Genomic DNA, 24,646 nt, shown 5'->3' on the forward strand with positions numbered 1-24,646 from the left:
TGAGAGGTGGGGGTTCACGGGAACCCCGCGCTCCAGGGTGGCTGTCGTGTGTGAGAGGGATTCCCCACCTTCAGGCATCCCTGCCCCAGGGACTCCTACCCAGCGAGGGGTGGGCGCTCAGCTGGCGCGCGGGTCGGGCGCGTCCGCGTCCGGCGCCACCCTGCGCCACGCGGGGAAGGGGTCCTGGAGCCGCGCCCAGGCCCTGGGCCCCTTCGCCAGCTCCCGGGGCGTGAGCAGGCAGCGCTCCAGCGCCTCCACCAGCGCGGCGGGGTCCGCGTCGCGGGTGATGAAGACGAGCTCCTGGCGCCGGTCCCCATACGGTCCGGCCGCCACGTCGCGCTCCAGCTCCTCGCGGACCTCTGGCTCCTCGGGCCACTCCTCGCGCGGCAGCGCGGCCCACCAGAGGCCCGCGGGCTCGAAGCTGCACGCGCCGCCCGCCTGCGCCCACAGGCCGGTGATGTCCATGCGCGTCGCCAGCCAGAAGAACCCCTTGCTGCGCAGCACGCCCTTCCAGCTCCCGTGCACGAAGTCCCAGAAGCGCTTCGGGTGCAGGGGCACGCGGCTGCGGAAGACGAAGCTGCGGATGCCGTAGGCCTCGCTCTCCGGCACGTGCTCGCCCCGCAGCTCCTGGAGCCAGCCCGGGGCGCGGCTCGCGCGCTCGAAGTCGAAGCGGCGCGTGTGGAGCACCTCCGCCAGCGGCACCCGTCCCCGCTCCGCGCGCACGAGGCGCGCCTGGGGGTTCAGCCGGCGCAGCACCGCCTCCAGCCGTCCCAGCGCCTCGGCGTCCACCAGGTCCGTCTTGTTCAGCACCAGCACGTCCGCGAACTCCACCTGCTCCACCAGCAGGTCCACCACCGTGCGGTCGTCCTCCTCCGCCAGCGCGAGCCCCCGCTCCGCGAGCCCCTCCGCCCCCTCCCAGTCCTTCAGGAAGTTGAGCGCGTCCACCACCGTCACCATCGTGTCCAGGCGCGCCACCTTCGACAGGCCCTGGCCGTCCTCGTCCTCGAAGGTGAAGGTCTCCGCGACGGGCAGCGGCTCGGAGATGCCCGTGGACTCGATGAGCAGGTAGTCGAAGCGCTTCGCCTTCGCGAGCCTCGCCACCTCCTTCAGCAGGTCCTCGCGCAGCGTGCAGCAGATGCAGCCGTTGGACAGCTCCACCAGCTTCTCGTCCACGCGGCGCAGCGCGGCCCCACCGCCGCGCACCAGCTTCGCGTCGATGTTCACCTCGCTCATGTCGTTGACGATGACCGCCACCCGCAGGCCCTCGCGGTTGTGCAGCACGTGGTTCAGCAGCGTCGTCTTGCCCGCGCCCAGGAACCCCGACAGCACCGTCACCGGCAGCCGCGCGTCCACCGCCCCGCGCGCCCGGCTCACGGCTTGCCCTCCACGAAGAGCACGTGCTTGCGCACCCTCGGGTCGTACTTGCGCTTCTGGAGCTTCTCCTGCGACTTCCGCTTGTTCTTCGTCGTCGTGTAGCAGTAGCCGGTCCCCGCCGAGGACACGAGCTGGATGATGGCGCGGTTTCCCTTGGGCATGGTCGCTTTTGTAACTCAGTTGCATTAACGCCGCAAGCCCTAGGAGTGGGCCGGCCGGGGACGCCGGCTGGCTGCCGGGCGTCCGTGGAGTCAGTGACGGCGGGGCACCCCGGGCGCAGGCGCTGCTATGCAGGGGCGGGCCGGGCGCTATCGTGGGGGCCATGGGGCCTGCCCCGGAGCGCCGGATGCGAAAGCGACGAGTCACGGGGGCTTGGGCGGCTGGCGTCCTGGCGGCGGGCGCGGCGTGGGCGCACGCGGGCCTGCCGGAGTCGTCCAACGTCACGCTGCGGCGAGGCCACCCCGAGGACTTCTTCGTGGGGGCCACGTTCGGCGCGGTCATCTCGCGCGACCGCGGACGGACGTGGCGCTGGGTGTGCCCGGATGCCATGGGGTACGGCGGCTGGCGCCCGGAGTCCTTCGTCTGGCGCGAGACGGGGGAGCTCCTGGCCGCGACGGGCAACGCGCTCCTGTCCTCGAAGGACGGCGCGTGTTCGTGGTCATCGCACCCGGCGTTCAAGGACACCTGGGTGACGGGGCTCGCGGCGCACCCCATGGATGACGCGGTGCTGTACGTGACCACGGGCCGCTCCACGTCGGCGACGAACGGGGTGTTCCGTTCGGATGATGGTGGAGCGACGTGGCGGGCGCTGCCGCTCCAGCGCGCGGGGGTCCTCTTCTCCGCCGTGCGCGTGTCCACGCCGGCTCCCCGCACGCTCTACGTGTCCGCGTCGGACACGGCGCACATGTATCTGTTCCGCAGCGATGACGCGGGCGAGACGTGGGAGGAGCTGCCGCAGGCCTTCCCGGACCTGGTGCGCCCGTTCGACTTCGTGGTGACGGCGACGGACCCCGTGGCGCCGCTCGGTGTCTGGGCGCGCGTGTCCGCGCAGGGATACACGCACGTCCTCCACAGCACGGACGGCGGGCGCACCTTCACCGCGCGCACGGGCGCCGGCATCGACGACGTCTTCGTCAACATGGACGTCTCCGCCGACGGCGGCACCGCGTGGGTGTCCACGTACAACTCCTTCTTCCGCAGCCAGGCGGGCGGGGCCTTCTCCAAGCTGGAGCTGCCCACCGGCAACGCGTGCGTGACGCGCGTGGGAGACGTCATCTACGGCTGCGGCTCGCCGTGGCTCCATGACTGGTCGCTGGCGCGCAGCAGCGACGAGGGCTCCACCTGGGAGCCCCTCTTCAGCCTGGAGCAGATTCAAGGCAGCCATCCGTGTCCGGCGGGCACGCCCGTGCGCGAGCTGTGTCCGTCGCGCTGGCCCCAGCTCGCGCAGACGATTGGCGCGCCGCTCTACCCGGACGGCGCGCCGGATGCGGGGGCCCCGCCGACCGACGACGCGGGCACGCCCGCGGAGCCGAAACCGTCCTCCGGCTGCGCCGCCGCGCCCTCGGGTGCGCTGCTTCCCCTGCTGCTCCTTCCCCTGTGGCGCCGCGGCCGGCGGCGCGAGGACCCATGACCATGAAGCTGAAGACGTTCCTGCCGTGGAGCACCGCCGCCGTCGCCCTGCTGGCCCTGAGCGCGTGCAGTGACGACGACGCCCCCCAGGCCACCGCGTGCGACGAGCCGCTGTACGCGGGCGGCGCCACGGATGAAGCGTGGCGCACGCTGGAGGATGCGCGGAACCAGCCCGTGGACAGCTCGCGCGCGGTGACGCTCGTGTCGCCCGAGCCCGGTCAGTCGTACTTCACGGACCAGTCCGCGCCGCTGTGGCGGTGGACGTCCCCGCTGCGCGCGTCGCTGGAGCGCCCGGGCCGCACGTCGCCCCGGCTGCCCATGCGGGAGGTCCGCCCGCGCGAGTCGAAGCGCTCGGTGCTCGCGTGGCTGGGCAACCTGGTGCTGCCCACCGCCGAGGCCCACCTGCCGCCATACACGGGCGACCTCTACTGGGTGAAGGTCTACGCCGCAGGGCGCGAGTGCCCCCTCGCGCAGGTGTTGACGTCTGAGTTGCAGTGGCAGCTGGATGACGGCTCCTGGCAGACGGTGAAGGACGCGGCGGGCAAGGGGCTGTCGGTGCAGGTGGTGAGCGCGTACCTGGTGCAGAACCGCATCACGGAGGGGCCCTACACGATGGGGACCGCGGTGCCCTTCACGATGGGGATGGCCAGGTGAGGTGGGCCGTCTGGCTCTGCGCGCTGGCGCTGGGCGCGTGCACGGAGGCCGAGCCGCCGGAGCCGGGCTCGGGCGTGCCCGAGCTGACGTACGCGGAGCCGGCGCCCTGGACGCGGGGCGGCTCGACGGTGCCTCCGCCGGGGCCGGCCGGGCGGCTGCTGGTGACCAACAGCCTGGATGACTCCGTGAGCCTGCTGGAGCTGGACGGGCTGGGCACGCCGGGCTGGGGCGAGCTGGCGCGGGTGCCGGTGGGGCTCAACCCGGTGGAGCTGGAGGGGCCGCACCACACGGCGGTGTCACCGGCGGGCGACTTCTACTACGTGGGCATCTCCAACTACGTGCCGGGTGGCGGCTCGGGGCCGCATGGCGCGCATGGCACGGGCACGGCGGACGGCTACTGCCTGAAGCTGAGCGCGAAGGACCACCGGCTGGTGGCGTCCACGCGCGTGGATCGCAACCCGGGGGACGTCATCGTCAGCGCGGATGGGCGCACGCTGTACCAGACGCACTTCGACCTCTTGCGCATCGCGGACGTGGCGCGGCAGGGCGGGGCGGAGGAGGACATGGTCGCGCGCATGGTCATCCTCGACGCGGAGACGATGACGGTGAAGGAGCGGGTGGAGGTGTGCGCCGCGCCGCACGCGGTGCGCCTGTCCGCGGACGAGCGCACGGCCTACGTGGCCTGCTGGTCGGACGAGGTCGCGGTGGTGGACCTGGCGGCGGAGGGCCGGCCGGTGACGCGGGTGAAGGTGGCGGCGGGCGCGGGCACGGCGGTGAACCCGCGTCACCAGCCCTACGCGCTGACGGTGTCGCCCACGACGGGGGACGTGTGGGTCAGCTCGCTGGCGAGCCGGCAGGTGCAGGTGCTGGAGCCCGGGACGCGCACGATGAACCCGGAGCGCACGGTGTACCTGCGCGGCTCGCCCATGTTCGGCGCGTTCACGCGGGACGGCCGCACGCTCTACATGCCCTATCAGCAGGAGGACGCGGTGGCGGTCATCGACGCCGCGACGTCCACGGTGTCGCGCACGGTGCAACTGTCGCAGGCGGGCTGTCTCAACGTGCATCAGCTCATGCTGACGCCGGACGAGCGCCACGGGCTGGCGGTCTGCGAAGGAGACCACCTGGGCCCGGGCACGTTGCACGTCGTGGACCTGGCGGAGGGCGCGGTGGTGGCCACGGTGAAGGTGGGCATCTTCCCGGACTCGGTGAGCCTGCTGCGAGGGCAGCCGTGAGGGGCCTGCGCGGGGGCGTGGCGGCGCTGCTCATGGGCGTGCTGACCGGGTGCGGGGGCGAGGAGGGGCCCCGGGCCGCGGCGGACTACGGGGAGGCGCTGTTCCAGAGCTCGGAGTTGTCGTCGAGCGAGTACAACCGCTTCTCGTGCGCGACGTGCCACGCGACGACGCGAGAGGCCCCGGCGGGGCGCATCGACTCCGGGCACACGCTGTTCAACGTGGCGGCGCGGCCCAGCTGGTGGGGCGGCAACGAGACGCGGCTGCTGGACGCGGTGAACTTCTGCTACGTGAGCTTCATGCGCGGGGTGAGGAAGCTGGACGCGGAGGCGCCGCGCGCCCGGGCGCTGTATGAGTACCTGTCGCGGATCAGCCCGGACGCGCAGGCGCCCGCGCTGCCCTTCACGGTGGTGAAGGACATCCAGGACGTGCCCCGGGGCGACGCGACCCGCGGCGAGGCGGTGTACCGGGCGGCGTGCCAGAGCTGCCACGGCGCGGCGCACACGGGCGAGGGCCGGCTGACGGACCTGGCGTCGGTGCTGCCGGAGGTGACGCGGGAGTACGACCGGCTCTTCCCGGGCATCCCGCACGCGCAGGTCGTCATCGAGAAGGTACGGCACGGGCCGTTCTTCGGCGTGGGGGGCAACATGCCCCTCTACAGCACGGAGGCCCTGTCCGACGCGGACCTGGGCGCGCTGCTCACGTACCTGGGGCTGTAGCCGTGCGCTGAGCCTGTCCGACCCGTGGACAGGCGAGGAGGAAGGGGTCGGGCCTCCCGACCCTGCCCATGCGCGCCCGGCCGCCGCACCTGTAGAACCACTCATGGCTTCATCGGGTTCACAGGAGCGGGGCCCTTCCACCGGAGAGCCGATGCCCATGCAGGGCCGGTCCCCCGCGTCCCTGTCGGAGCTGCTGGACACCGACCGCGACGCGCTCCTGGAGGACTGGGTCGCCCGGGTGTCCCCCCTCTTCGCCCCCCTGCGCATGTCTCGCGAGCAGCTGATCGACGCCCTGCCCGCCCTGCTCGATGAGCTCCACGCCGTGCTCGTGGAGGCGGAGGAGGACCCCGACCGCCTCCCCCCGCCCCACCCCAGCGAGTCCGCGGTCGCCCACGGCCGCCAGCGCCTGCGCCTGGGCGCCGACGTGCCCCTGCTCACGCGCGAATACGCCCTCCTGCGCGACTGCGTCCTGGCGCGCGCCGAACACGCGGACCTGGACGTGCCCCTGGCGCAATGGCGCGTGCTCTGCGCCTGCCTCGACAACGCGCTGGCCCAGGCCGCCATCCCCTTCGCGTTCGACAGCGCCGAGCGCCGCCACGCCGAGGCCGAGGAGCGCGAGCACTTCTTCCAGCTGTCCCCGGACATGTTCTGCATCGCGGGCCTGGACGGGTACTTCAAGCGCGTGAACACCTACTTCATCCACGTGCTCGGCTGGAGCGAGGCGGAGCTCTACCAGCACCCCTACACGGAGCTGCTCCACCCCGACGACCTCGCGTCCACCCGCGAGGAGCTGCGCAAGCTGTCCCAGGGCCTCCCCACCCTGCGCTTCCAGAACCGCCTCCGCACCCGCGACGGCCGCTACCGCTGGCTCGCGTGGGCCGCGCGCCCCGTGCCCGAGCTGGGCCTCATCTACGCCGCCGCGCGCGACATCACCGAACAGAAGACCGTGGCCCAGGAGCGCGAGCGCCTGCTGGAGGCCGTGCGCGACAGCGAGGCCCGCTTCCGCAACATGGCGGACCACGCCCCCGTCATGCTCTGGGTGACGGACGCGCGGGGCTCCACGACCTACATGAACCGGGGCTGGTACGCCTTCACCGGCCAGACCGAGGTCACGGGCCTGGGCTTCGGCTGGCTCGACGCCGTCCACCCCGACGACCTGGGGCGCACGCAGCGGACCTTCGAGAGCGCCAACGCCACCCGCCAGCCCTTCCGCATGGACTACCGGCTGCGCGGCGCGGACGGCCACTACCGCTGGGCCGTGGACACTGGCTCGCCCCGCTTCGACGCGGAGGGCCACTTCCTGGGCTACATCGGCAGCGTCATCGACATCTCCGACCGCAAGCAGGCGGAGGTGGAGCGCGAGGCGCTGCTCGTCCGCGAGAGCGCCGGGAGCGCGCGCTGGAGACCATCGAGCGCAACGCGCGCGCGCAGGGCCAGCTCATCGAGGACCTGCTCGACGTCAGCCGCGTCGTGTCCGGCAAGCTCAGGCTGGACGTGAGGCCCGTGGACCTGGACGCGGTGGTGCAGCAGGCGCTCGAGTCCGTGCGGCCCGCGGCGGACGCGCGCGGCATCCAGGTGAGCGCCCTGGTGGACCCCCCCAGCAGCGTGATGGGCGACCCGCACCGGCTCCAGCAGGTGGTGTGGAACCTGCTGTCCAACGCGGTGAAGTTCACGCCCAGGGGCGGACGCGTGCGGCTGGTGGTGGCGCGGCGCGACTCCACCGTGGAGCTCACCGTGGAGGACACCGGCCAGGGCATCGCCGCCGCCTTCCTGCCCCACGTCTTCGAGCGCTTCCGCCAGGCCGACAGCGGCAGCACGCGCAAGACGGGCGGCCTGGGGCTGGGCCTGGCCATCGTGCGGCACATCGTGGAGATGCACGGCGGCACCGTCTCCGCCACCAGCGGCGGCGAGGGCCGGGGCTCCACCTTCACCATGCGGCTGCCCTTGTCCGCCACCCAGCGGCGCGACCTCGCCACGCCGCCGTCGCCGAGGCCGCCCGCGCCGGACCGGGCGCCCGCGCCCCCGCCGGAGCTGAGCGGCGTGCGCGTGCTCGTGGTGGATGACGAAGAGGACGCGCGGGAGCTGCTGCGCACGCTCCTGGAGGACAGCGGCGCCCAGGTGGTGACCGCGGGCTCCGCGGCGGAGGGGCTCCAGGTGCTCCAGGCGGAACATCCGGACGTGCTCGTCTCCGACATCGGCATGCCGGGCACGGACGGCTATGGCTTCATCGAGCGCGTGCGCACGCTGCCCCCCGCCAGGGGAGGCCGCACCCCGGCGGTGGCCATCACCGCCTACGCCCGCTCCGAGGACCGCACCCGCGTGCTGCGCGCCGGCTTCCAGAGCCACGTGCCCAAGCCCGTGGAGCCCGGGGAGCTGCTCGCCGTGCTCGCGTCGCTCGCGGGCCGCTACCCCGCGCCCCCGAGGCCCTGACGGCCGCGGCGGCTCGTGGGACACCCGACGCGGCCGCGCGCATCCTCCTGGCCAGCGGGCGGGGGCAGGGCTTACCTTCCCCCGGCATGCGTCCACCGCCCGGACAGCTGGCGATGTTCGACGCCCCGGCGCCCGGGCGGGAGCCGGCGCGCTCGCGGCTGCCCTCGCGCGAGGACGCGCTGCCCCGGGCCGCGGAGCTGGCCCGATGCGTGTCCGCGCTCCTGGGCCAGCCCGTGCACCTGCGCCTCACGGACAACCGCGCCACCCTGGTGAGCTACCGCCGCCTCCCCGACGGCGTGCGCCTGCGCCTGCACCACCTCTTCCTGGACGCGCCGGACCCCGTGGTGCGTGCCCTGGCCCGCTACGTGGCCGGCGACACCGCCTCCGGCGAGGTGCTGGAGGCCTTCAGCCACGCCCACCAGGGCCAGGTGCGCCGCGAGCGCAGGCCCGGCGCGCCCCTGCGCACGCGCGGCCGCTGCTTCGACCTGAAGGCCGTCCACGCCCGGCTCGACGCGGCGTACTTCGACGGGCGCGTGCGCGCCGTGGAGGTGGGCTGGGCCCGCCGTCCCGGCCGCCGCACCCGCCGCACCATCCACCTGGGCGGCTATGACGCGCGCCTGCGCGAGGTGCGCGTCCACCCCGCGCTGGACCGGCCCCACGTGCCCGCCTTCGTCGTGGACTTCCTCGTCTTCCACGCGCTGCTGCACGCGGACCTCTCCGCCACCGACGCGGCCCAGGACGTCCACGACGCCTCCGGCCGCTGCGCCGCGGAGCACACCCCCACCTTCCTCGCGCGCGAGGCGGCCTTCCCCCTGCGCGAGGCCGCCTGGCGCTGGCTCCTGGAGAACCTGGCTTCGCTGCGACGCGGGTGACCGCCCGTCCCGGGCGCTGACCTGTTCCCGACACGGTCACGCGGCCGTGACACGCGCTCCCCTCCCCTCCCGGAACAGGGTGGCGGGCGCGGGGCGCGCGCTGCATGCTGTCCCCCCGATGCGCTTTTTCAGCGTGGAAGAGGCCAGCCGGCTGGTGCCGTTGCTGACGAAGACCTTCGGGCGCGTGCGCCCCTGGGTGGAGCGCGTGCAGAAGCTGGCGGAGCTGCTGGACGGCCCGGAGGCCCCGCCCGACACCGCCGAGGTGCGCTCCTTCCGCGAGGAGCGCGACGCGCTGCTGGAGCGCATCCGCGGCGAGCTGGGCCCGCTCCAGGAGATGGGCCTGGAGATCAAGGGCGCGGACGGCCTGGTGGACTTCCACGCGCGGCGCGGCGAGGAGCCCGTCTACCTCTGCTGGCGCTATGGCGAGGACACCGTGGCCCACTGGCACGACCTGAAGGCCGGCTTCTCCGGGCGCCGCCCCATCGACAGCCCGGACGACTTCGAGCCCACCTACCTCAGCTGAGGCGCGCTCACTTCGACAGGCTCTGGTGCAGCAGGCCCAGCTTGTTGCGCGCGGCGAGCAGCTGCTGGCGCAGCGACTCCGCCTGCCGGCCGATGTCGGAGAACCTCGCCTCCTCCGCCGCGCGCGTCAGCGTGGCCGCCTCGTCCGCCACCTCCGCCATGCGCGCCTGGAGCGCGGTGAAGACCTCCGTGAGCCGCGCGTCCTCCTCCGCCGTGCGCGTGGGCTGCTGGCGCAGCGCCGCGAACTCCTGCATGCGCCCGTTGAGGTCCGCCGCGCTCTGCCCCAGCGCCCCGTAGCGCGTGAGCAGCTCCTTGAAGACCTCCGTGCGCTGCTGGAGCTCCTGCGCGCGCGCGTTGACCGCGTCCGCCTGCGCCTGCTGCCGGTTGCGCACCCCGGCGATGGCCTGCACCAGCGCGCCCACGCGCAGGCGCAAGGCGTCGTCCAGGTCCGCCAGCTCCTTGAGCATCTTCGACGCGCGCTCCAACTGCTTCTCCGACGTCATGGGCGCTTCCTTCAGCTGCTCCGACAGCGCCTCGAAGCGCACCAGCTCGGCGTCGAGGGCCTGCGCGGCGGAGACCAGCTCGGAGGGCGGGGGCGTGTCACGCTTGCTCATGGGGCCAGGAGGATGCCACGCCGCCCGCCCCTCCCCCGCGGGTCGCCTGCCTGCCTCGGGAGCCTGTGCTCGCGGGAGGACACTGCGACCGGGAGGCCTCGCCAAAGAGGGGGGGCGTCTCCAGCTTTCCGTGACACGTCGCATCCGGAGGTCTTGAAGCCATGCCCGTGGATTTCTCCATCACCGTGCTCGTCACTGGCGCGACCGGCCAGCAGGGCGGCGCCGTCCTCCGCAAGCTCGCGGACCGGGGCCACCACGTGGTGGCGCTGGTGCGCGACGTGGACACCCCCGCGACCCGGGCCCTGCGCCGGCCCGGCGTCACCCTGGCCCAGGGCGACTTCGACGACCCGACCTCCCTGGAGAGCGCCATGCGCGGCGTGGACGCCGTCTACGCCATGGCCACGCCCTTCCGGGAGGGCGGCGCGGACGCGGAGGTCCAGCACGGCAAGAACCTGGCGGACGCGGCGAAGCGCTCCAACGTGCGGCACTTCGTGTACTCGTCCGTGGCGGGCGCGTCCGAGCTCACCGGCATTCCCCACTTCGACAGCAAGCACGCCGTGGAGCTGTACCTGCGGCGGCGCGACATGCCCTTCACCATCCTGGGCCCCACCTACTTCATGGAGAACCTCCTCCGCCCGCCCACGCACGACCTGCTGGCGAAGGGGACGCTGGCCCTGGGGCTGCCCGCGACGCGCGGCCTGCAGATGGTGGCCGTGGAGGACCTGGCCGGCTTCGCGCTGCACGTGCTGAGCGACCCGGAGCGCTTCATCGGCGAGCGCATCGACGTCGCCTCCGACGAGGTGACGGGCCAGCAGGCGGCCGCGTTGCTCTCCATGGTGAGCGGCCACCGCATCAACTTCGAGCAGGTTCCCCTGGCCCAGCTCCAGCAGCAGAGCGAGGACCTGGCGGCCATGTTCGAGTGGCTCGACCGCGTGGGCTACCACGCGGACATCCTCACCCTGCGCAACAACTACCCACGCGTGGGCTGGCAGAAGCTCGAGGACTGGGCGCGCCACCAGACCTGGGACTTCATCGCCGCGCCCTCCTACCTCGAGGAGGCCGCGCAGCCGGTGACACCCCAGCCCTGAGCCCCCCGGCCGGCCGCCCGCTCTCCGGGGTGGAGCACGGGGCATGTCCTCCACCGGACGCCACGGACGTTACGTTGAGACGGGAGGAGGCATGCGATGCGTGGAGCACTGGGGCTGGGGGCCTTGGCGTTGAGCCTGGTGGCGGGCTGCGCGGCGGAGACGAAGCTGCGGCCCACGCCGGAGGCGGGGGTCCTCCAGGGCAACAAGAGCAGCGCCATCACGGAACAGCAGGGCGTGCGGCTGACGGCGGACGGCTCGGCCTGGCGGGGCTCCCCGTCCGACCTGGAGCGCCGCGTCACCCCCGTCTACGTCCGCCTGGAGAACCAGGGGCAGCGCCCGCTGCGGCTCCAGTACAAGGACTTCGCGCTGGTGGGCCAGGAGTCGCGCTTCCGCTACAGCGCGCTGCCGCCCCTGTCCCTGCGGCGGGCCACCTCGTCGCGCGACGCGGAGGCGCCCGCGAGCATCCGCCCGGCGGCGCACCGCGGCAGGGTGTGGGTGGGCGGCGGCTCCCCCTATGGTCCCTGGCGCGGCTGGGGCCCCCGAGGGTACGGCCCGTGGGGCAGCCCCTTCTACGACCCGTACTCCCTGGGCCCGACGTACTACGAGCCCCCGCTGCCCACCGAGGACATGCTCAACGACGCGCTGCCCGAGGGCACGCTGGAGCCCGGCGGCACGATGGCGGGCTTCCTCTACTTCCAGGGCGTCGCCCACCGCGAGAGCGCGGTGACGCTCCAGCTGAGGCTGGTGGACGCGGAGACGGGGGAGCCGTTCGGTTCGCTCGGCATCCCCTTCGAGGTGAGCACGAAGTAGCTAGTGCAGGAGCGTGCTGGGCGGGGCGTAGGGGGAGCGGCCGCCGTCGTGCGCCAGGTCCAGCAGCGGCGCGTCCTCCGGCTGGCCCAGCGCGCGCCGCGCGTCCGCGCCCCGCACGGGCAGGCCCAGGAGCGGCCCCAGGAGGAACAGGTCCAGCGCGCCGGAGAGCAGCGGCACCAGGCCCGTCAGCGCCACCACCGCGCCCCGGGACGTGCCCGAGCCCAGTCCGCCCAGGACCATGCCCGTGCCCGCCAGAATCCGAACCCACCGTCCGTTGCGTGACGTGATGAAGCCGACCATGAACACCTCCCCACGCCGAAGATGAACACGCGGCAGGGGGCGACCATGGCCGGTGTCCACCCGGCGACCCTCCGCCCCGGGGGCTCGCCCGCCCGCTCGCCGCACGGCGGGCCAGCAGGAGGCCGTCCGCGAGGGCATACTGCGGCCCCGTGAGCGAGACCGAAGGGAAGGCCCCGGTGGACTCCCCGCTCCAGGCGGCCCTGGCCGCGTGGCGGGAGGCCGTGGGCGAGGCGCATGTCGTCGTGGACCCGGAAGCGCTGGAGGCCGCCGAGACGGCCACCTTCGCCACCACCCAGAGAATCCCCGCCATCGTGCGGCCGGCGGACACGGCGCAGGTGCAGGCGTGCCTGCGCATCGCGAGCGAGCACCGCGTGCCGGTGTACCCGGTGAGCGCCGGCCGCAACTGGGGCTACGGCTCGCGCGTGCCCCCGGGCGACGGCTGCGCGCTCCTGGACCTGGGGCGCATGAACCGCATCCTCGCGCACGACGAGCAGCTGGCGTACCTCACCGTGGAGCCCGGCGTGACGTTCCGCCAGGCCTACGCGTACCTGCGCGACAAGGGCTCCTCCACGTTCATCACCACCATCGGCGGGTCGCCGGACGCGAGCATGGTGGGCAACGCGCTCGAGCGCGGCGACGGGGCCGGCCCCAACGCGGACATCTTCCAGCACGTGTGCGCGCTGGAGGCCGTGCTCCCCACGGGCGAGCGCATCGAGACGGGCCACGCCAGGTTCCCCGGCGCCCGCGCCGCGCCCGTCTTCCGCTGGGGCCTGGGCCCGGTGCTGGACGGCCTGTTCAGCCAGTCCTCGCTGGGCGTGGTGACGCGGATGACGTTCTGGCTGGCGCGCAAGCAGCCCTGGCTGCGCGACTTCTTCTGCGCCGTCAACGACGACGCCCAGCTCTGGGACATGGTGGACCGGCTCCAGGCCCTGGCCCTGGACGGCACCCTCAAGGGCAGCTTCTTCTTCTGGAACGACATCAAGGCCTACAGCATCACCCAGCAGTACCCCTACCCCTCCGTGGGCCGGGCGCCGCTGCCGGACTGGGCCCGCGAGAAGCTCCGCGAGGGCTTTGGCCGCTGGGCCATCAGCGGCACCCTCATCGCCCCGGACGCGGAGCTGGGCGCCCTGCTGGAGAAGCGGCTCGCCCGCGCCGTGGAGGGCGCCTTCCGCCCCCTGTCCTTCGGCCCGGTGGCCCCCTTCGGAGAGGGCACGCTCCAGGGCGTCCCCACCGAGACCAACCTCGCCATGGCCTACTGGCGCAAGCGCACCCCCAAGCCGGCGGACCCGGACCCGGACCGGGACCGCTGCGGCTTCATCTGGTGCTCCGTCGCCGTCCCCTTCACCGGCCCGGAGGCGAAGCGCGCCACCGACATCGCCGACCGCGTCCCCCGCCTCTTCGGCTTCGAGCCCAACCTGGCGCTCCTCGCCCACTCCCCGCGCTGCGTCTACCTCGTCACCGCGCTCGCCTATGACCGCGACGTGAAGGGCGAGGACGCCCGCGCCCAGGCCTGCTACCGCGCCCTCACCCGCGAGCTGGCGGAGGCCGGGTACCACCTGACCCGAGCCGGACTCCAGGCGAGGGACGCCGTACCGGCCGTGCGGGACGACTCCGCGGAGGTGCGCCGGCGGCTGAAGGCGGCGTTCGACCCCGAGGGAATCCTGGCTCCCGGGAGATCCGAGCCCTGAGGGCCGCGCGGATCAGCGAAAAAAAAGAGGGGCGGAAACTTTCTCAGGGCCCCCTCCGATAAATTCTCAAGACACAAGCTTTTCCACCGCGCCTCGCGCCCGCCGGAGCCTCTTCCATGACCATCGAAACGAACCGCTACCGCCCCGTGTTCCGGAACCCCACCACCACGCCCCCGGCCAACGGCACGCAGGTTCGCCGCGAGGTGCAGGCCCAGACGCACAACCGGGCCCAGGGCGAGGCGACCATCGACCTGAACCGCGGCGTGCAGGGCAACCGCGTCACCACCAGCAACAAGGCCAACGAGTCCACCACCACGGACATCCAGAAGCAGCTGGAGACCAGCCGCTTCGACAAGACGGTGGCCTCCGGTGAGTGGAACAAGAACTGGACCGCGGCCTCCGGCGAGCACACCTTCGGTGACCCGAACGGCAACTTCCACACGACGGTGGAAGGCCAGGCGCTGACGGCGGACGTGTCCGCGCAGGGCAACGTCTCCGTGGACCCGCTGCACGGCAAGATTGGCGCCGAGGGCTCCGTGGACGTGAAGGCGGACCTGGTCCGCGGCTCCGTGGAAGGCCACGCGGACAGCGCCCTGGGCCGCTCCGAGTGGGGCGCCGAGGGCAACGTGGGCGCCGAGGCGAGCGCCACGGGCCAGGTGGTGCTGGACCCGCTGCACGGCCAGGCGGCCGCGTCCGTCCACGGTGAGGCCTTCGCCGGCGCCCGCGCCAGCGCGGAGGTCAGCCAGGAGATCGGGCCCGCGACGGTCACGGCCGGCGCGGAGGCCTTCGCCGGCATCGGCGTGGAGTTCGAGGCCAACGTCGGCCTGAAGGACGGCAAGCTGTCCGCCAACTTCGACGTGGGCGCGGCGCTGGGCATCGGCGCCAGCCTGGAGTTCGGCTTCTCCGTCGACGTGGGCAAGGTGGGCGACGCCGCCAAGGCCGCCGTCGAGGGCGTGGGCAACGCGGTGCAGAACGTCGGCGAGGGCATCAAGAACGTCGGCGAGGGCATCAAGAACGTCGGCGAGGGCATCAAGGACGCGCTGAGCAAGTGGTAGTGGCGGGCCTCGGCCGGCCGTCTCCCACCTGAAGTCCTTCCCAGGGCCTCGTCCATCCGGGCGAGGCCCTTCCTTTTTCCCGTTGCTCGACAGCCCCCGCCCTGTGGGGGACACTTTCCCTCATGAACTCTCTGGAAACCCTCCTCGCGCAGGGTCAGGTGGCCCAGGCGAAGGCCGAGGCCGAGAAGCTCCTCGCGAAGAACCCCAACCACCGCGACGCCCTGGTGGTGATGGCCAAGCTGGCGCTGGTGGAGAACAAGCTGCCCCAGGCGGAAGGCCTGCTCGCCAAGGCGGAAGCCCAGGGCGCCACGGCCGAGACCGGCCTGGTGCGCGCCAACATCGCCGCCCAGAAGGGCCAGCTGGACGCCGCCCTCAAGGCCTACCAGGGCGTGCTCGCCGTGGATCCCAACCGCGCCGAGGCCCACTTCGGCAAGGGCATGATGCTGATCAAGCAGGACAAGGCCGCCCCGGCGCTGGAGGCCCTGTCCCAGGCCGCGAAGCTCGCGCCCCAGAACCCGGTGTTCCGCTACCGGCTGGGCCAGGTGCAGCTGGAGGCGGGCAAGACGGACGCCGGCCTCGCCACGCTGCGCGAGGTGCTCACGCTGGCGCCGCGCTTCGTGCCCGCGTACCTGAGCCTGTCGCACGCGCTGTCCGCCCAGGAGAAGCTGGTGGAGGCGCGCAAGGTGCTGGAGCAGGGCCTCAAGGCGGTGCCCAACCAGCCGCGCCTGCTCGCGTCCGTGACGGTGCTGTCCATGGCGCTGCGCGACCTGCGCACGTCCTACCAGGCGGCCTCCACGCTCGCGGCCCAGCGCCCGAAGGACGCGGACGCCCAGGCGAACCTGGCGCAGCTGATGCTGGCGCGCGGCCAGATCGAGCAGGCCCGGCACCTCTGCCAGACCATGACGTCCCTGGGCGTGGCCAGCGAGTCGCTGAAGATGGCGGAGGCCACCTGCTACGAGGCGCAGGAGCCGCCCGCGTACGACAAGGCCATCGCCGCGTATGAGCAGGGCATGAGCATCGCGCCGGACGGCTGGCGCGCGGCGAACAACCTGGGCCAGCTGCTGCTGCGCGTCCCCGCGGAGCCGGCCGACGCGAACCTGCCGCGCGCGGTGACGGTGCTGGAGGAGGCCGTGCGCCGCGCCCCGGAGCGCCCGGAGCCCCTGCTCAACCTGGCGCTCGCGCAGGCGCGCCTGGGCCAGGAGGCGAAGGCGAAGGAGCTGGTGCAGAAGGTGCTCGCCATGCCGCTGGCGGAGGACACCGACCTGCACGAGGAGGCCGTGCGCCTCTCGCAGACGCTGTCCAAGGCCTGAGGCCCGCCCGGGCGGCCCGCGCTACGCGTTGAAGTCGAGCGTGGGCACGTCCGCGTCGCCGGTCGCCGCCTGGTACACGTGCCAGGCGGCGGCCAGGTCCTGGAAGGGCAGCCCCACCCCGGCGAACACCGTCACCTGGTCCTGGGACGCGCGCCCGGGCTTGAGGCCCGCGAGGACCTCGCCCAGCTCCGCGTGGATGGCGGACTCCGTGAGCCCCACCGCGCCCGCCGCGCCGGTGGAGACGCCGAGGCCGCGGTGGTCGCAGACGAGCAGGGCTCGCTCGAGCAGGTCCCGGGACAGCTCCGCCTTGCCCGGCTCGTCCGCGCCCAGCGCGGTGATGTGCGTGCCCGGCCGCACCATGCCCGCGCGCAGGAAGGGCTCGCGGCTCCACGTGGCCGTCACCACGATGTCCGCGTCCGCCACCGCGTCCGCCACGGACGTCTCCACGCGGACGGGCAGGTTCAGCTCCTGGTACATGCGCGAGGCGTAGGCGTTCGCGTGCGCGAGGTTCGTGTCGTAGACGCGCACCTGGCTGAGCGTGCGCACCAGCCGCAGCTGCTTGAGCTGGAGCACGCCCTGGCGGCCGGCGCCAATCACCGCCACGCGCGTCGCGTCCGGCCGGGCCAGCACGTCCGCGGCCAGCGCGCCCGCCACGGCGGTGCGCACGGCGGTGAGGTGCCCGGCGTCCATCACCGCGAGCAGCCCTCCCGTCACCAGGTCGTACAGCTGCACCACGCCCTGGATGGCGGGCTGCTGCCCGGGGAACTGCGCGTGCGCCTTCACCGTGTACGCGGGGATGCCGGGCACGCAGCCGGGGAAGAGCACCATCGCGGTGCCAAACGAGTGCAGCGGCGCGCGCACGCGCTGCGGGGCCACGGTGCGCGCGAGGGCGTCGGTGCGGAAGGCCTCGCGCAGGTCATCCAGGAGCAGGAGCGCCTGGAGGTTGCGGGCCACGGCGGAGCGGTTGAGCAGGAGGGTGCGCATGCTTTGCCGGCCACCCTACCCGAGCGTGCGCACGCCCTGGGGCGCGAACATCCCCCGGGACGGCCGAGCGCATGAAGGTGAACGGCGAGCCGGCCGGTGCGCCCGAGGCCCGACCTGGCGGCGGCGGCCGAGAGCTCGGGGTGAAGGCCCCCGACCGACGCGAGGGCGAGGCGCGCCGGGGCCGCCATGCGCAGACTTTCGCGAGGAGCGGCACGACCGGGCGAGGGCCCGGGGAGAAGGGCGATGCAGGGGCCGGGTTCACACTCCGCGGACGAGCATGCGCGCGACGGCCGCCGCCCGTCCGCGGCGGAGTTCCTGCGCGCGAACCACGACGCGCTGCTGGCGGACTGGCAGCAGGCGGTGTTCGAGCACCTGTGCCGGCAGGACTCCCCCCACCCGCCCTGGCTCATCGACCACATGCCGGAGCTGCTCGCCGCGCTGGCGGACGCGATGGAGCAGGGGCCGGAGGCGCTGGACGAGCGCCTGGAGGCGGCGCACGCCGCGGCCCGCCTGGACGCGGGCTTCGACCTGGGCGAGGTGGCCCACGAGTACGCGCTCCTGCGCCGCTGCATCCTCCACCGGCTGGAGGCGATGGAGCAGCGGCTGCGACCCGGGGACCTCACGGGGCTGGAGGAGACGCTCGACCGGGTGGTCACCCGGACCATGTCGTTCTTCTGGGACATGAAGCAGCGCATCCTCCAGACGCTGGACCGCATGTCCGAGGCGACGCTGGACGACCCGGCCATGGAGACGCTCCTGGAGCGCCTGCTCACCCGGCTGATGGAGTCCGCGTTCACCGTGGACACCGCGGCGGTGATGCTGCTGGAGGGCGACGCGCTGGTGGTGCGCGCCGCGGTGGGCCTGGGCACGGATGAGGTGAAGGGCCTGCGCGTGCCGGTGGGCGAGGGCGTGAGCGGGCAGGCGGCGCTGGAGCGGCGGCCCTTCTTCGTCCGCTCGGCCGCCACGGATCCGCGCGTCCTCTTCGGGCCGCTGCGCCGCGCGGGGCTGCGCGCGCTGTACGGCCTGCCGCTCCTGGACGGCGAGCGGCTCCTGGGCATGGCGTACATGGGCTCGCGCACGGCCTTCGCGTTCTCCGACTCGGACGTGCTGCTCTTCCACGCCGTCGCGGAGCGGGCGTCCGCGCACATCGCCCAGACGGAGCTGCACGCGCGCGAGCACGCGGCGCGCCAGGAGGCCGAGCGGTCGCTGGCGCTGCTGGACTCGCTGCTGGACGCGGCGCCCGTGGGCATCGCGTTCCTGGATCCGGACCTGCGCTACCTGCGCATCAACGACATGCTGGCGCGGCTCAACAGCAAGCCCGTGGAGGCGCACCGGGGCCACGCGCTGCGCGAGATGGTCCGCACCGGCGCCGTGGCGCCCATCGAGCAGGCGCTGCGGCGGGTGCTGGAGACGGGGCAGCCCGTGCAGGACATGCTCCTCGTGGGGCCGGATCCGGTGCGGGGCCGCGAGGGGTCCTGGCGCGCGGACTACTTCCCGGTGCGCACGCCGGACGGGGTGCTGCTGGGGGTGGGCTGCACGGTGGTGGACATCACCGACCACAAGCGCGCGGAGGCCGCGCTGGAGCAGGCCATCGACTTCCGCGAGGAGCTCATCGCCGTCCTGGGCCACGACCTGCGCAACCCCCTGCACGCGGTGACCGCGTCGGCCTTCATGCTGGGGAAGGCCTCGGGGCTGGATCCGGCCGCGCGCCGCTCCGTGGACCGCATCCGCAAGGCCACGGCGCGGATGACGCGGATGATCAACGACATCCTCGACTTCGCGCGCAGCCGCCTGGGCGGGGGCATCCCCGTGGCGCGCCAGCACGTGAACATGGTGGAGCTGTGCCAGGGCATGCTGGACGAGCTGCAGGTGGTCTACCCGGAGCGACGCCTCCTGCTGGAGGTGCACGGCGATGACCTGTGGGGGGACTGGGACCCGGACCGGGTGACGCAGGTGCTGGGCAACCTGGTGGTGAACGCGCTGCAACACGCGAGGAACGGGACGCCCGTCGTCACCTCCCTCGCCGGCGAGCCGGCGGAGGTGGTGATGCGGGTGAGCAACGACGGCGACCCCATCCCCCCGGCCCTGCTGCCCCACCTGTTCGACCCGTTCAAGCAGCCGCACTCGCCGGAGAAGAGCAGCAAGCACCGCAGCCTGGGGCTGGGGCTCTACATCGTGAGTGAGATCGTCCAGGTGCACCGGGGCACCGTCGGCGTGGACACCGCCGCCGGCGAGGGCACGACCTTCACCGTGCGGTGGCCCCGCGTCCCCCCGCCCAGGGGCTACCTGCCGCCGTGAGCGGGCGTCACGGCGCGGCCTTCGCCTCGGAGGCGGGCGCGATGGCGAGCGTGTGCACTGCCTCCGCGAGCATGCGCGTGCTCAGGTCCAGCGTCTCCAGCGCGATGGACTCGTCCGGGGCGTGGCCGGTGTAGGGCTCGTTGGGGAACGCGGGCCCGAAGTCCACGGCGCGGGGGAACAGCCGCGCGTAGGTGCCGCCGCGGATGGAGCCGGGCACCGCGTCCGGCGCCTTGCGCTGGCGCTTGTAGATGTCCATCAGCGTCTTCACCAGCGGGCCGGACGTGTCCGCCACGTGCGGGTCGCCCAGGTAGCGGCCGGCGCCCTCCTTCACCTGGCCGCCGGAGTCCTCGCCCACGCGCTTCGCGGCGGCGTCCAGCGCCGCGTTGAACGCGGCGGCGTCCTGGCCCTGCGGCCGGCGCATGTTGACGCCCAGGGACACGGTGCCGTCCTTCACGCGCAGCACGGTGGGCGCCACGAGCAGCGGCCCCATCAGCGCGTCCTGGTACTGGAGGCCCAGCTTCTCGCCGTGGTGGTCGCCGTCGAAGCGCTTCGCCACGACGCGCAGGAGCGCCGCGATGCCGTTGTCCTCCAGGGGCAGCCGCGAGGCCACGGCGGACAGGTCCCAGAGCGCGTTGTGGCCCTCGTCCGCGGTGGACGAGTGCACCGCCACGCCGTGGGTGGTGAGCACCACGGTGCTGCCCTCGCGCTTCGCCTCCGCCTTGAGGTCCTTGCGCGCGGGGGCCTCCTGGGCGATGGCGGCCTTCACGGCGGCGAGCACCGCGTCCGGCGTCTGGCCCTTCACGGGCGCGAGCTTCAGCGTGGCGGCGCCGGGCACCTGGGTGAGGAACTCGCCCGCGCTCACGTCCACGGCGCGCGCGACGGTGCCCTCCTGGGGCGTTGCGGGCGCGGCGCCCACGGGCGCCTCCAGCGTCCACGCGACGAAGCCGGACTGCGCGGCCATCACCGGGTAGCCGGAGTCCACGGAGATGACGTGCGTGGGCCGGGGCTCCGTGTCCGCGTACTTCTTCATGCCGTTCCAGTCGCTCTCCTCGCCGTTGCCGATGATGACCAGCACCTTGCCCTGGGGCTTCAGGCCCAGGTCCCTGGCCATGGCCAGCGCGACGAGCCCGGAGGCGATGGGCCCCTTGTCGTCCTCCACGCCGCGGCCGTACAGGCGGCCCTTCTCCACCACGGGCTTGAAGGGCGCGCGCTTCCACTCGTGCGCGGGCGCGGGGACCACGTCGCCGTGGAACACGAGGCCCAGGAGCGGCTCGCCCTCGCCCCAGGACAGCTCGAAGACGTCGTTGTCGCCCACGGTGCGGAAGCCGAAGCCGTGCTGCTTGGCCCACGCCTCCAGGGCGCGGCCCATGGCGGCGATCTCCGGGCTCTACGCGGCGGGGGCCTCGCTGCTCACGGTCTTGAAGCGGACGAGCGTCTGGGTGAGGGCCACCACGTCCTCCAGCGCGCAGGCCTGGACGTAGGCGGCGTAACGCTCCGCGGCGGAGGCGCCCTTCAGGGCGGCCTCGGAGAAGCGGGCGGCGCGGGCGGCGGGCTTGCCGACGCAGCGGGGGTCCTTGGCGGCGAGGGCGGCGGCGGGCGCCAGGAGGCAGAGGGCGGCGAGGAGGCGGGTGCGCATGGGTGGCCTGGGGAACCGTCGGGAGGACGGGGCATTCCTGGTGGGAGGGAGGGCGGGAGGGCGGCCGTGCGGCGGACGTGAAAATCGGGGGGTCCGGGGCTAAAGCTAGAGCATGTTCTTCACGTCCCCGAAGAAGTCGAGGCTCCCCACTCCGCAGGAGGCGCTGCCGGGCCGTTCGCAGGAGATGCCGGTTCCGCCGAAGCACACCGTGCTGGGCACCCCGCTGAAGGGGCCGGTGCCGGAAGGCCTTGAGACGGCCCTCTTCGGCATGGGCTGCTTCTGGGGGGTGGAGCGCAAGTTCTGGCAGGTGCCGGGCGTGTACTCCACGGCGGTGGGGTACGCGGGCGGGCTGACGCCGAACCCCACGTACGAGGAGGTCTGCTCGGGGCTCACCGGCCACAACGAGGTCGTGCGCGTGGTGTACGACCCGAAGCAGGTGACGTACGCGCAGCTCTTGAAGGTCTTCTGGGAGAACCACGACCCGACGCAGGGCATGCGCCAGGGCAACGACGCGGGCACCCAGTACCGCTCCGGCATCTACTACGCGAACGACGCGCAGAAGCGCGCCGCGGAGGAGACGCGCCAGGCGTACCAGGGCGCGCTCCAGGCGAAGGGCCTGGGCGACATCACCACGGAGATCCTCCCGGCGCCGGCCTTCTACTACGCCGAGGACTACCACCAGCAGTACCTCCAGAAGAACCCGGGCGGCTACTGCGGCGTCGGCGGCACCGGCGTGAGCTGCCCGATTGGCGTGGGCGTTTGACGTTTGCTCCACACGGGGCCCGCTGTCTTCCGGACACGCGCCCTGCCGGGTCACCAGCCTCTGCTCCGCAATCCCTCTCAGTGGGTATGGTCGCCGACCAGGAGCACATGCAACCTCCGACATCGCGAATGCGGTCACGTCGCGATGCGAGGGAGGGCGCCCATGAGGTTGGACCGAGTCACCATCCGGAACTACAAGTCCATCAAGTCGATCGAGCTGCGAATTCCTCAAAAGGAAGAGCAGCGACAGGGTTCGGCGGACTTCCTCTCCATCGTTGGGGAGAACAACGCGGGGAAGTCCTCCATCCTGGAGGCCATCCGGCTGGCATGCAGTGCCAGCATGAAAGCCTCCGAGGAGCAGTTTCCTGGCAACGCGTCCAGTAACGGACCCATCGAGGTTGAACTCGAGTTCGACCAACTGAGCGACAACGACCGGCAGCTCGACGCGCTCAAGGACAATACCTTCTTCGACGGCACCCAGCAGCGTTACCGGCTGAAGCGCATCTGGAGGGCAGTCAACAGCGCAGCGGAGAACTGGTCGTACAACCACGACCGTCCACCGGATTATCAACTCACAGGTTGGTCACACAAGAAGAGCATCAAGTCGCTTGAGAAGGAAGACGAGCGATGGAAACCCATCATCGAGCGCGCTCTCAAGGACGGCGCCCCATCGAAACCCACATTCGCTCAACTCCTCAACGCCGCTCGTGAACTCCAGTCCCCCCTCGTCGAAGTCCATAAGCAAGAGGAGTGGGTCCTCCATCCTGGAAGCATCGCGACTGCCCTCGAAGCGGCCCTTCCTAGCGTCATCTACGTCCCCGCACTTCGCGAGACCAGCGCGGAGACGGACGTGGGCGCCAAGCAGTCGGCGATCCGGAAGATCGTCAAAGCCTTGTTCGACCAGCAGCTTGCGAATCACGAATGCGTCATCCGCTTCAAGTCAGCAGCAGATGAGCTTCAGGAGCTTTTCGCGACCGAGGGAAAGCACCGGCTCGTGGCCTCCATGGAAGAGAAGCTGACGGAGAAGTTCAAGGAACTCATCAACATCCGCGCGGAACTCAAGTTTACCACTCCGGATGTGACCTCGGACCTCGCGAGCAGCACCGAGTTCAGGGTGTTGGATGGAGCCCTGTCTACGAGACCGGATAACCAGGGTCATGGAGCCCAGCGTTCCATCGTCCTTGCCCTGCTCCAGTTATACGTGGAACAGAGCAGGCAGGGCGATTCACACGAGCGCCAACACATGCTGTTTCTGATTGAGGAGCCTGAAATCTACCTGCATCCCGGCATGTGCCGGAGGATGCGGGACACCCTGCTGAAGATTGCACAGAGCGGTATCGGGCAGGTCCTCTGCACGACGCACTCGCCCGTCTTCCTCGACCTCGCGGACCGCCACGATGGCATCCTCATCCTGAGGAAGAGAAATGGGCATCCCACGGCCCATCAACGCACAGCAGACGTCTTTGACCAGTCCGACACCGACAAGCAGCGGCGAGCACGACTCAGGATGCTGCTCAACTTCGATCCGGCCGTGAATGAAGCCTTCTTCTCGGAGAAGGTCTGCTTGGTCGAGGGTGATTGCGAACTCGCGGCGATCGACGCCCTCGCAAGGAAACTTTGCGAGTCCGGAGAACTCAATTGGGCCAAGTACCTCCTGGCCAGACGAGCCACCACGATCATCAACTGCCGTGGAAAATGGACCATCCCCGCATTCCAGAAGGTCCTCAACGCCTTCGACATCCACTACCGCGTCATTTACGACTTGGATGAGGGAAGTCAGGCCGACTCGGCGAATGAGCAGATTGAAGCACTGCTACGAGGCGGAGGAACCAGCCTCACCCATGAGCCAAACTTCGAGCGATTCATTTTCGGCGAGACATGGCCGTCCGACAAACCCTGGACCGCCACCAAGCGGATCACCGAGTCCTCCGAACGCAATGAGCGCCTCCTCAAGTTCTTCGAGTTCGCACTGGGACAGTCCCTCTCGGAGTTGAAACCGGAGTCCGTCGCTCCCACTGCGACGCAGACCATGCCCCCGCAAATCAATCCGCCCAGGCGCCGTAATCTCCGAAACAGGCTCAAGGAGATCAAGGTCTCCCACGACGTCATTCAATCAGCTCGTCGCGTGGATCAACTCTTCCGTGTCGCAGCAGGGCCAAGTTCAGCCCTCCACCCCGACCAGGACACGCGCTATCAGTCGATCGACGGTACGAAGATTGACGCCTTCGCGACTGTGATAGGTGACTCGATGGCGGATACCCTCCAGCCCAATGACGTCGTGGCACTCAAGCGCCTCCAGGGGGTGACTCTGGAGCCCTTGCAGGAAACGAACGCCCAGGCGAACTCAGCACTGCCAAATGTGATTGAGAACGAGGGTATCTACGTCCTCGCATACAACGACTACATCGAGCAAAAGTCCTATACCATGAAGCGGGTCCGTATCTCCGTGCTCTCTGATGGAACTTGGCGCGGAGACATCTCTGCGGACAACCCCCAAACGAGCTGGGCCGACCGCGGACTCATGCAGATCCGGAAGACGGACCGCATCCATTTCGCTGCGCAAGTCATCGGAATCGTCAGGAGCAGCGACGAGCAATCCGCTTCCACCGCCAAAGAGGAACTCACCATGGTTCCAACGGAACACGATCCGGTCTTCGAGGAGATTTGAC

General features: G+C 71.9%; 23 protein-coding genes. 16 read left to right on the forward strand and 7 right to left on the reverse strand.

Going from position 1 to position 24,646, the window contains the following annotated elements; genetic code table 11:
- Window positions 1-117: 117 nt before the first annotated feature.
- A complete protein-coding gene (gene zigA / locus U8525_RS28420) occupies window positions 118-1,374 on the reverse strand; it encodes a zinc metallochaperone GTPase ZigA (RefSeq protein ID WP_374269836.1) in 1,257 nt (418 codons plus the stop codon).
- Complete coding sequence (rpmG, locus tag U8525_RS28425) at window positions 1,371-1,535, reverse strand: 50S ribosomal protein L33 (RefSeq protein WP_374269837.1); 165 nt, start codon at window positions 1,533-1,535, stop codon at window positions 1,371-1,373. The genes zigA and rpmG overlap by 4 nt, the downstream gene beginning before the upstream one ends.
- A 185-nt stretch (window positions 1,536-1,720) precedes the next feature.
- Between rpmG and U8525_RS28430 the strand changes: the two genes are divergently transcribed.
- The 8 genes from U8525_RS28430 to U8525_RS28465 all read left to right on the forward strand — a co-directional run bounded on the left by U8525_RS28430 (window position 1,721) and on the right by U8525_RS28465 (window position 9,433).
- Window positions 1,721-3,004 carry a WD40/YVTN/BNR-like repeat-containing protein gene (locus U8525_RS28430; protein WP_374269838.1) on the forward strand — a complete coding sequence of 428 codons (1,284 nt, stop codon included), beginning with the start codon at window positions 1,721-1,723 and terminating at the stop codon, window positions 3,002-3,004.
- A 2-nt stretch (window positions 3,005-3,006) separates the two neighbouring features.
- Window positions 3,007-3,657 (forward strand): hypothetical protein, encoded by a 651-nt coding sequence (locus U8525_RS28435; protein ID WP_374269839.1) that lies wholly within the window; start codon window positions 3,007-3,009, stop codon window positions 3,655-3,657.
- Window positions 3,654-4,892, forward strand: coding sequence for a YncE family protein (locus U8525_RS28440; RefSeq protein ID WP_374269840.1), 1,239 nt, complete (start codon window positions 3,654-3,656; stop codon window positions 4,890-4,892). The genes U8525_RS28435 and U8525_RS28440 overlap by 4 nt, the downstream gene beginning before the upstream one ends.
- Window positions 4,889-5,608, forward strand: coding sequence for a c-type cytochrome (locus U8525_RS28445; protein ID WP_374269841.1), 720 nt, complete (start codon window positions 4,889-4,891; stop codon window positions 5,606-5,608). The genes U8525_RS28440 and U8525_RS28445 overlap by 4 nt, the downstream gene beginning before the upstream one ends.
- Window positions 5,609-5,765: 157 nt before the next feature.
- The gene (locus tag U8525_RS28450) at window positions 5,766-7,106 is read left to right on the forward strand and encodes a PAS domain S-box protein (RefSeq protein ID WP_374269842.1); all 1,341 of its coding nucleotides are present in this window, start codon (window positions 5,766-5,768) and stop codon (window positions 7,104-7,106) included.
- A complete protein-coding gene (locus U8525_RS28455; protein WP_374269843.1) occupies window positions 7,079-8,038 on the forward strand; it encodes an ATP-binding protein in 960 nt (319 codons plus the stop codon). Before U8525_RS28450 ends, U8525_RS28455 begins: the two co-directional genes overlap by 28 nt.
- A gap of 86 nt (window positions 8,039-8,124) precedes the next feature.
- On the forward strand, window positions 8,125-8,910 hold the full coding sequence (locus tag U8525_RS28460) for a hypothetical protein (RefSeq protein WP_374269844.1): 786 nt from the start codon (window positions 8,125-8,127) through the stop codon (window positions 8,908-8,910).
- A gap of 118 nt (window positions 8,911-9,028) precedes the next feature.
- Window positions 9,029-9,433 carry a DUF2203 domain-containing protein gene (locus U8525_RS28465; protein WP_374269845.1) on the forward strand — a complete coding sequence of 135 codons (405 nt, stop codon included), beginning with the start codon at window positions 9,029-9,031 and terminating at the stop codon, window positions 9,431-9,433.
- A 7-nt stretch (window positions 9,434-9,440) separates the two neighbouring features.
- Here the strand turns inward: U8525_RS28465 and U8525_RS28470 are convergent, their stop codons facing one another.
- The gene (locus tag U8525_RS28470) at window positions 9,441-10,046 is read right to left on the reverse strand and encodes a hypothetical protein (RefSeq protein WP_374269846.1); all 606 of its coding nucleotides are present in this window, start codon (window positions 10,044-10,046) and stop codon (window positions 9,441-9,443) included.
- A gap of 161 nt (window positions 10,047-10,207) precedes the next feature.
- Between U8525_RS28470 and U8525_RS28475 the strand changes: the two genes are divergently transcribed.
- Together U8525_RS28475 and U8525_RS28480 are read left to right on the forward strand one after the other, a co-directional pair.
- Entirely contained in the window at window positions 10,208-11,134 is a 927-nt protein-coding gene (locus tag U8525_RS28475) for an NmrA/HSCARG family protein (RefSeq protein WP_374269847.1), read from the forward strand.
- A gap of 96 nt (window positions 11,135-11,230) precedes the next feature.
- Window positions 11,231-11,944 carry a hypothetical protein gene (locus U8525_RS28480; RefSeq protein WP_374269848.1) on the forward strand — a complete coding sequence of 238 codons (714 nt, stop codon included), beginning with the start codon at window positions 11,231-11,233 and terminating at the stop codon, window positions 11,942-11,944.
- On the opposite strand, the gene U8525_RS28485 is transcribed toward U8525_RS28480, so the two are convergent.
- On the reverse strand, window positions 11,945-12,244 hold the full coding sequence (locus U8525_RS28485) for a hypothetical protein (protein ID WP_374269849.1): 300 nt from the start codon (window positions 12,242-12,244) through the stop codon (window positions 11,945-11,947). It lies immediately after the preceding gene.
- A 149-nt stretch (window positions 12,245-12,393) separates the two neighbouring features.
- On the opposite strand from U8525_RS28485, the gene U8525_RS28490 reads away from it, so the two are divergent.
- The 3 genes from U8525_RS28490 to U8525_RS28500 all read left to right on the forward strand — a co-directional run bounded on the left by U8525_RS28490 (window position 12,394) and on the right by U8525_RS28500 (window position 16,297).
- On the forward strand, window positions 12,394-13,932 hold the full coding sequence (locus U8525_RS28490) for an FAD-binding oxidoreductase (RefSeq protein ID WP_374269850.1): 1,539 nt from the start codon (window positions 12,394-12,396) through the stop codon (window positions 13,930-13,932).
- Between the two features lie 116 nt (window positions 13,933-14,048).
- Window positions 14,049-14,987, forward strand: coding sequence for a hypothetical protein (locus U8525_RS28495; protein ID WP_374269851.1), 939 nt, complete (start codon window positions 14,049-14,051; stop codon window positions 14,985-14,987).
- A gap of 122 nt (window positions 14,988-15,109) precedes the next feature.
- Complete coding sequence (locus U8525_RS28500) at window positions 15,110-16,297, forward strand: tetratricopeptide repeat protein (protein ID WP_374269852.1); 1,188 nt, start codon at window positions 15,110-15,112, stop codon at window positions 16,295-16,297.
- Between the two features lie 21 nt (window positions 16,298-16,318).
- Here U8525_RS28500 and U8525_RS28505 read toward each other — a convergent pair whose 3' ends face one another.
- Window positions 16,319-17,281 carry an ornithine cyclodeaminase family protein gene (locus U8525_RS28505; RefSeq protein WP_374269853.1) on the reverse strand — a complete coding sequence of 321 codons (963 nt, stop codon included), beginning with the start codon at window positions 17,279-17,281 and terminating at the stop codon, window positions 16,319-16,321.
- Window positions 17,282-17,524: 243 nt separating this feature from the next.
- On the opposite strand from U8525_RS28505, the gene U8525_RS28510 reads away from it, so the two are divergent.
- Complete coding sequence (locus U8525_RS28510; RefSeq protein WP_374269854.1) at window positions 17,525-19,579, forward strand: ATP-binding protein; 2,055 nt, start codon at window positions 17,525-17,527, stop codon at window positions 19,577-19,579.
- Between the two features lie 7 nt (window positions 19,580-19,586).
- On the opposite strand, the gene U8525_RS28515 is transcribed toward U8525_RS28510, so the two are convergent.
- Both U8525_RS28515 and U8525_RS28520 read right to left on the reverse strand, forming a co-directional pair.
- Window positions 19,587-20,948, reverse strand: coding sequence for a Sapep family Mn(2+)-dependent dipeptidase (locus U8525_RS28515; RefSeq protein ID WP_374269855.1), 1,362 nt, complete (start codon window positions 20,946-20,948; stop codon window positions 19,587-19,589).
- Between the two features lie 18 nt (window positions 20,949-20,966).
- Window positions 20,967-21,215 carry a hypothetical protein gene (locus U8525_RS28520; protein ID WP_374269856.1) on the reverse strand — a complete coding sequence of 83 codons (249 nt, stop codon included), beginning with the start codon at window positions 21,213-21,215 and terminating at the stop codon, window positions 20,967-20,969.
- A gap of 112 nt (window positions 21,216-21,327) precedes the next feature.
- Between U8525_RS28520 and msrA the strand changes: the two genes are divergently transcribed.
- Window positions 21,328-21,978: a peptide-methionine (S)-S-oxide reductase MsrA gene (gene msrA, locus U8525_RS28525; protein WP_374269857.1), complete on the forward strand. Its 651-nt coding sequence runs from the start codon at window positions 21,328-21,330 to the stop codon at window positions 21,976-21,978.
- 162 nt (window positions 21,979-22,140) lie between these two features.
- The gene (locus U8525_RS28530) at window positions 22,141-24,645 is read left to right on the forward strand and encodes an AAA family ATPase (RefSeq protein WP_374269858.1); all 2,505 of its coding nucleotides are present in this window, start codon (window positions 22,141-22,143) and stop codon (window positions 24,643-24,645) included.
- Window position 24,646 lies beyond the last annotated feature (1 nt).

Source organism: Corallococcus sp. RDP092CA, assembly GCF_041903675.1.
Lineage (GTDB): Bacteria > Myxococcota > Myxococcia > Myxococcales > Myxococcaceae > Corallococcus.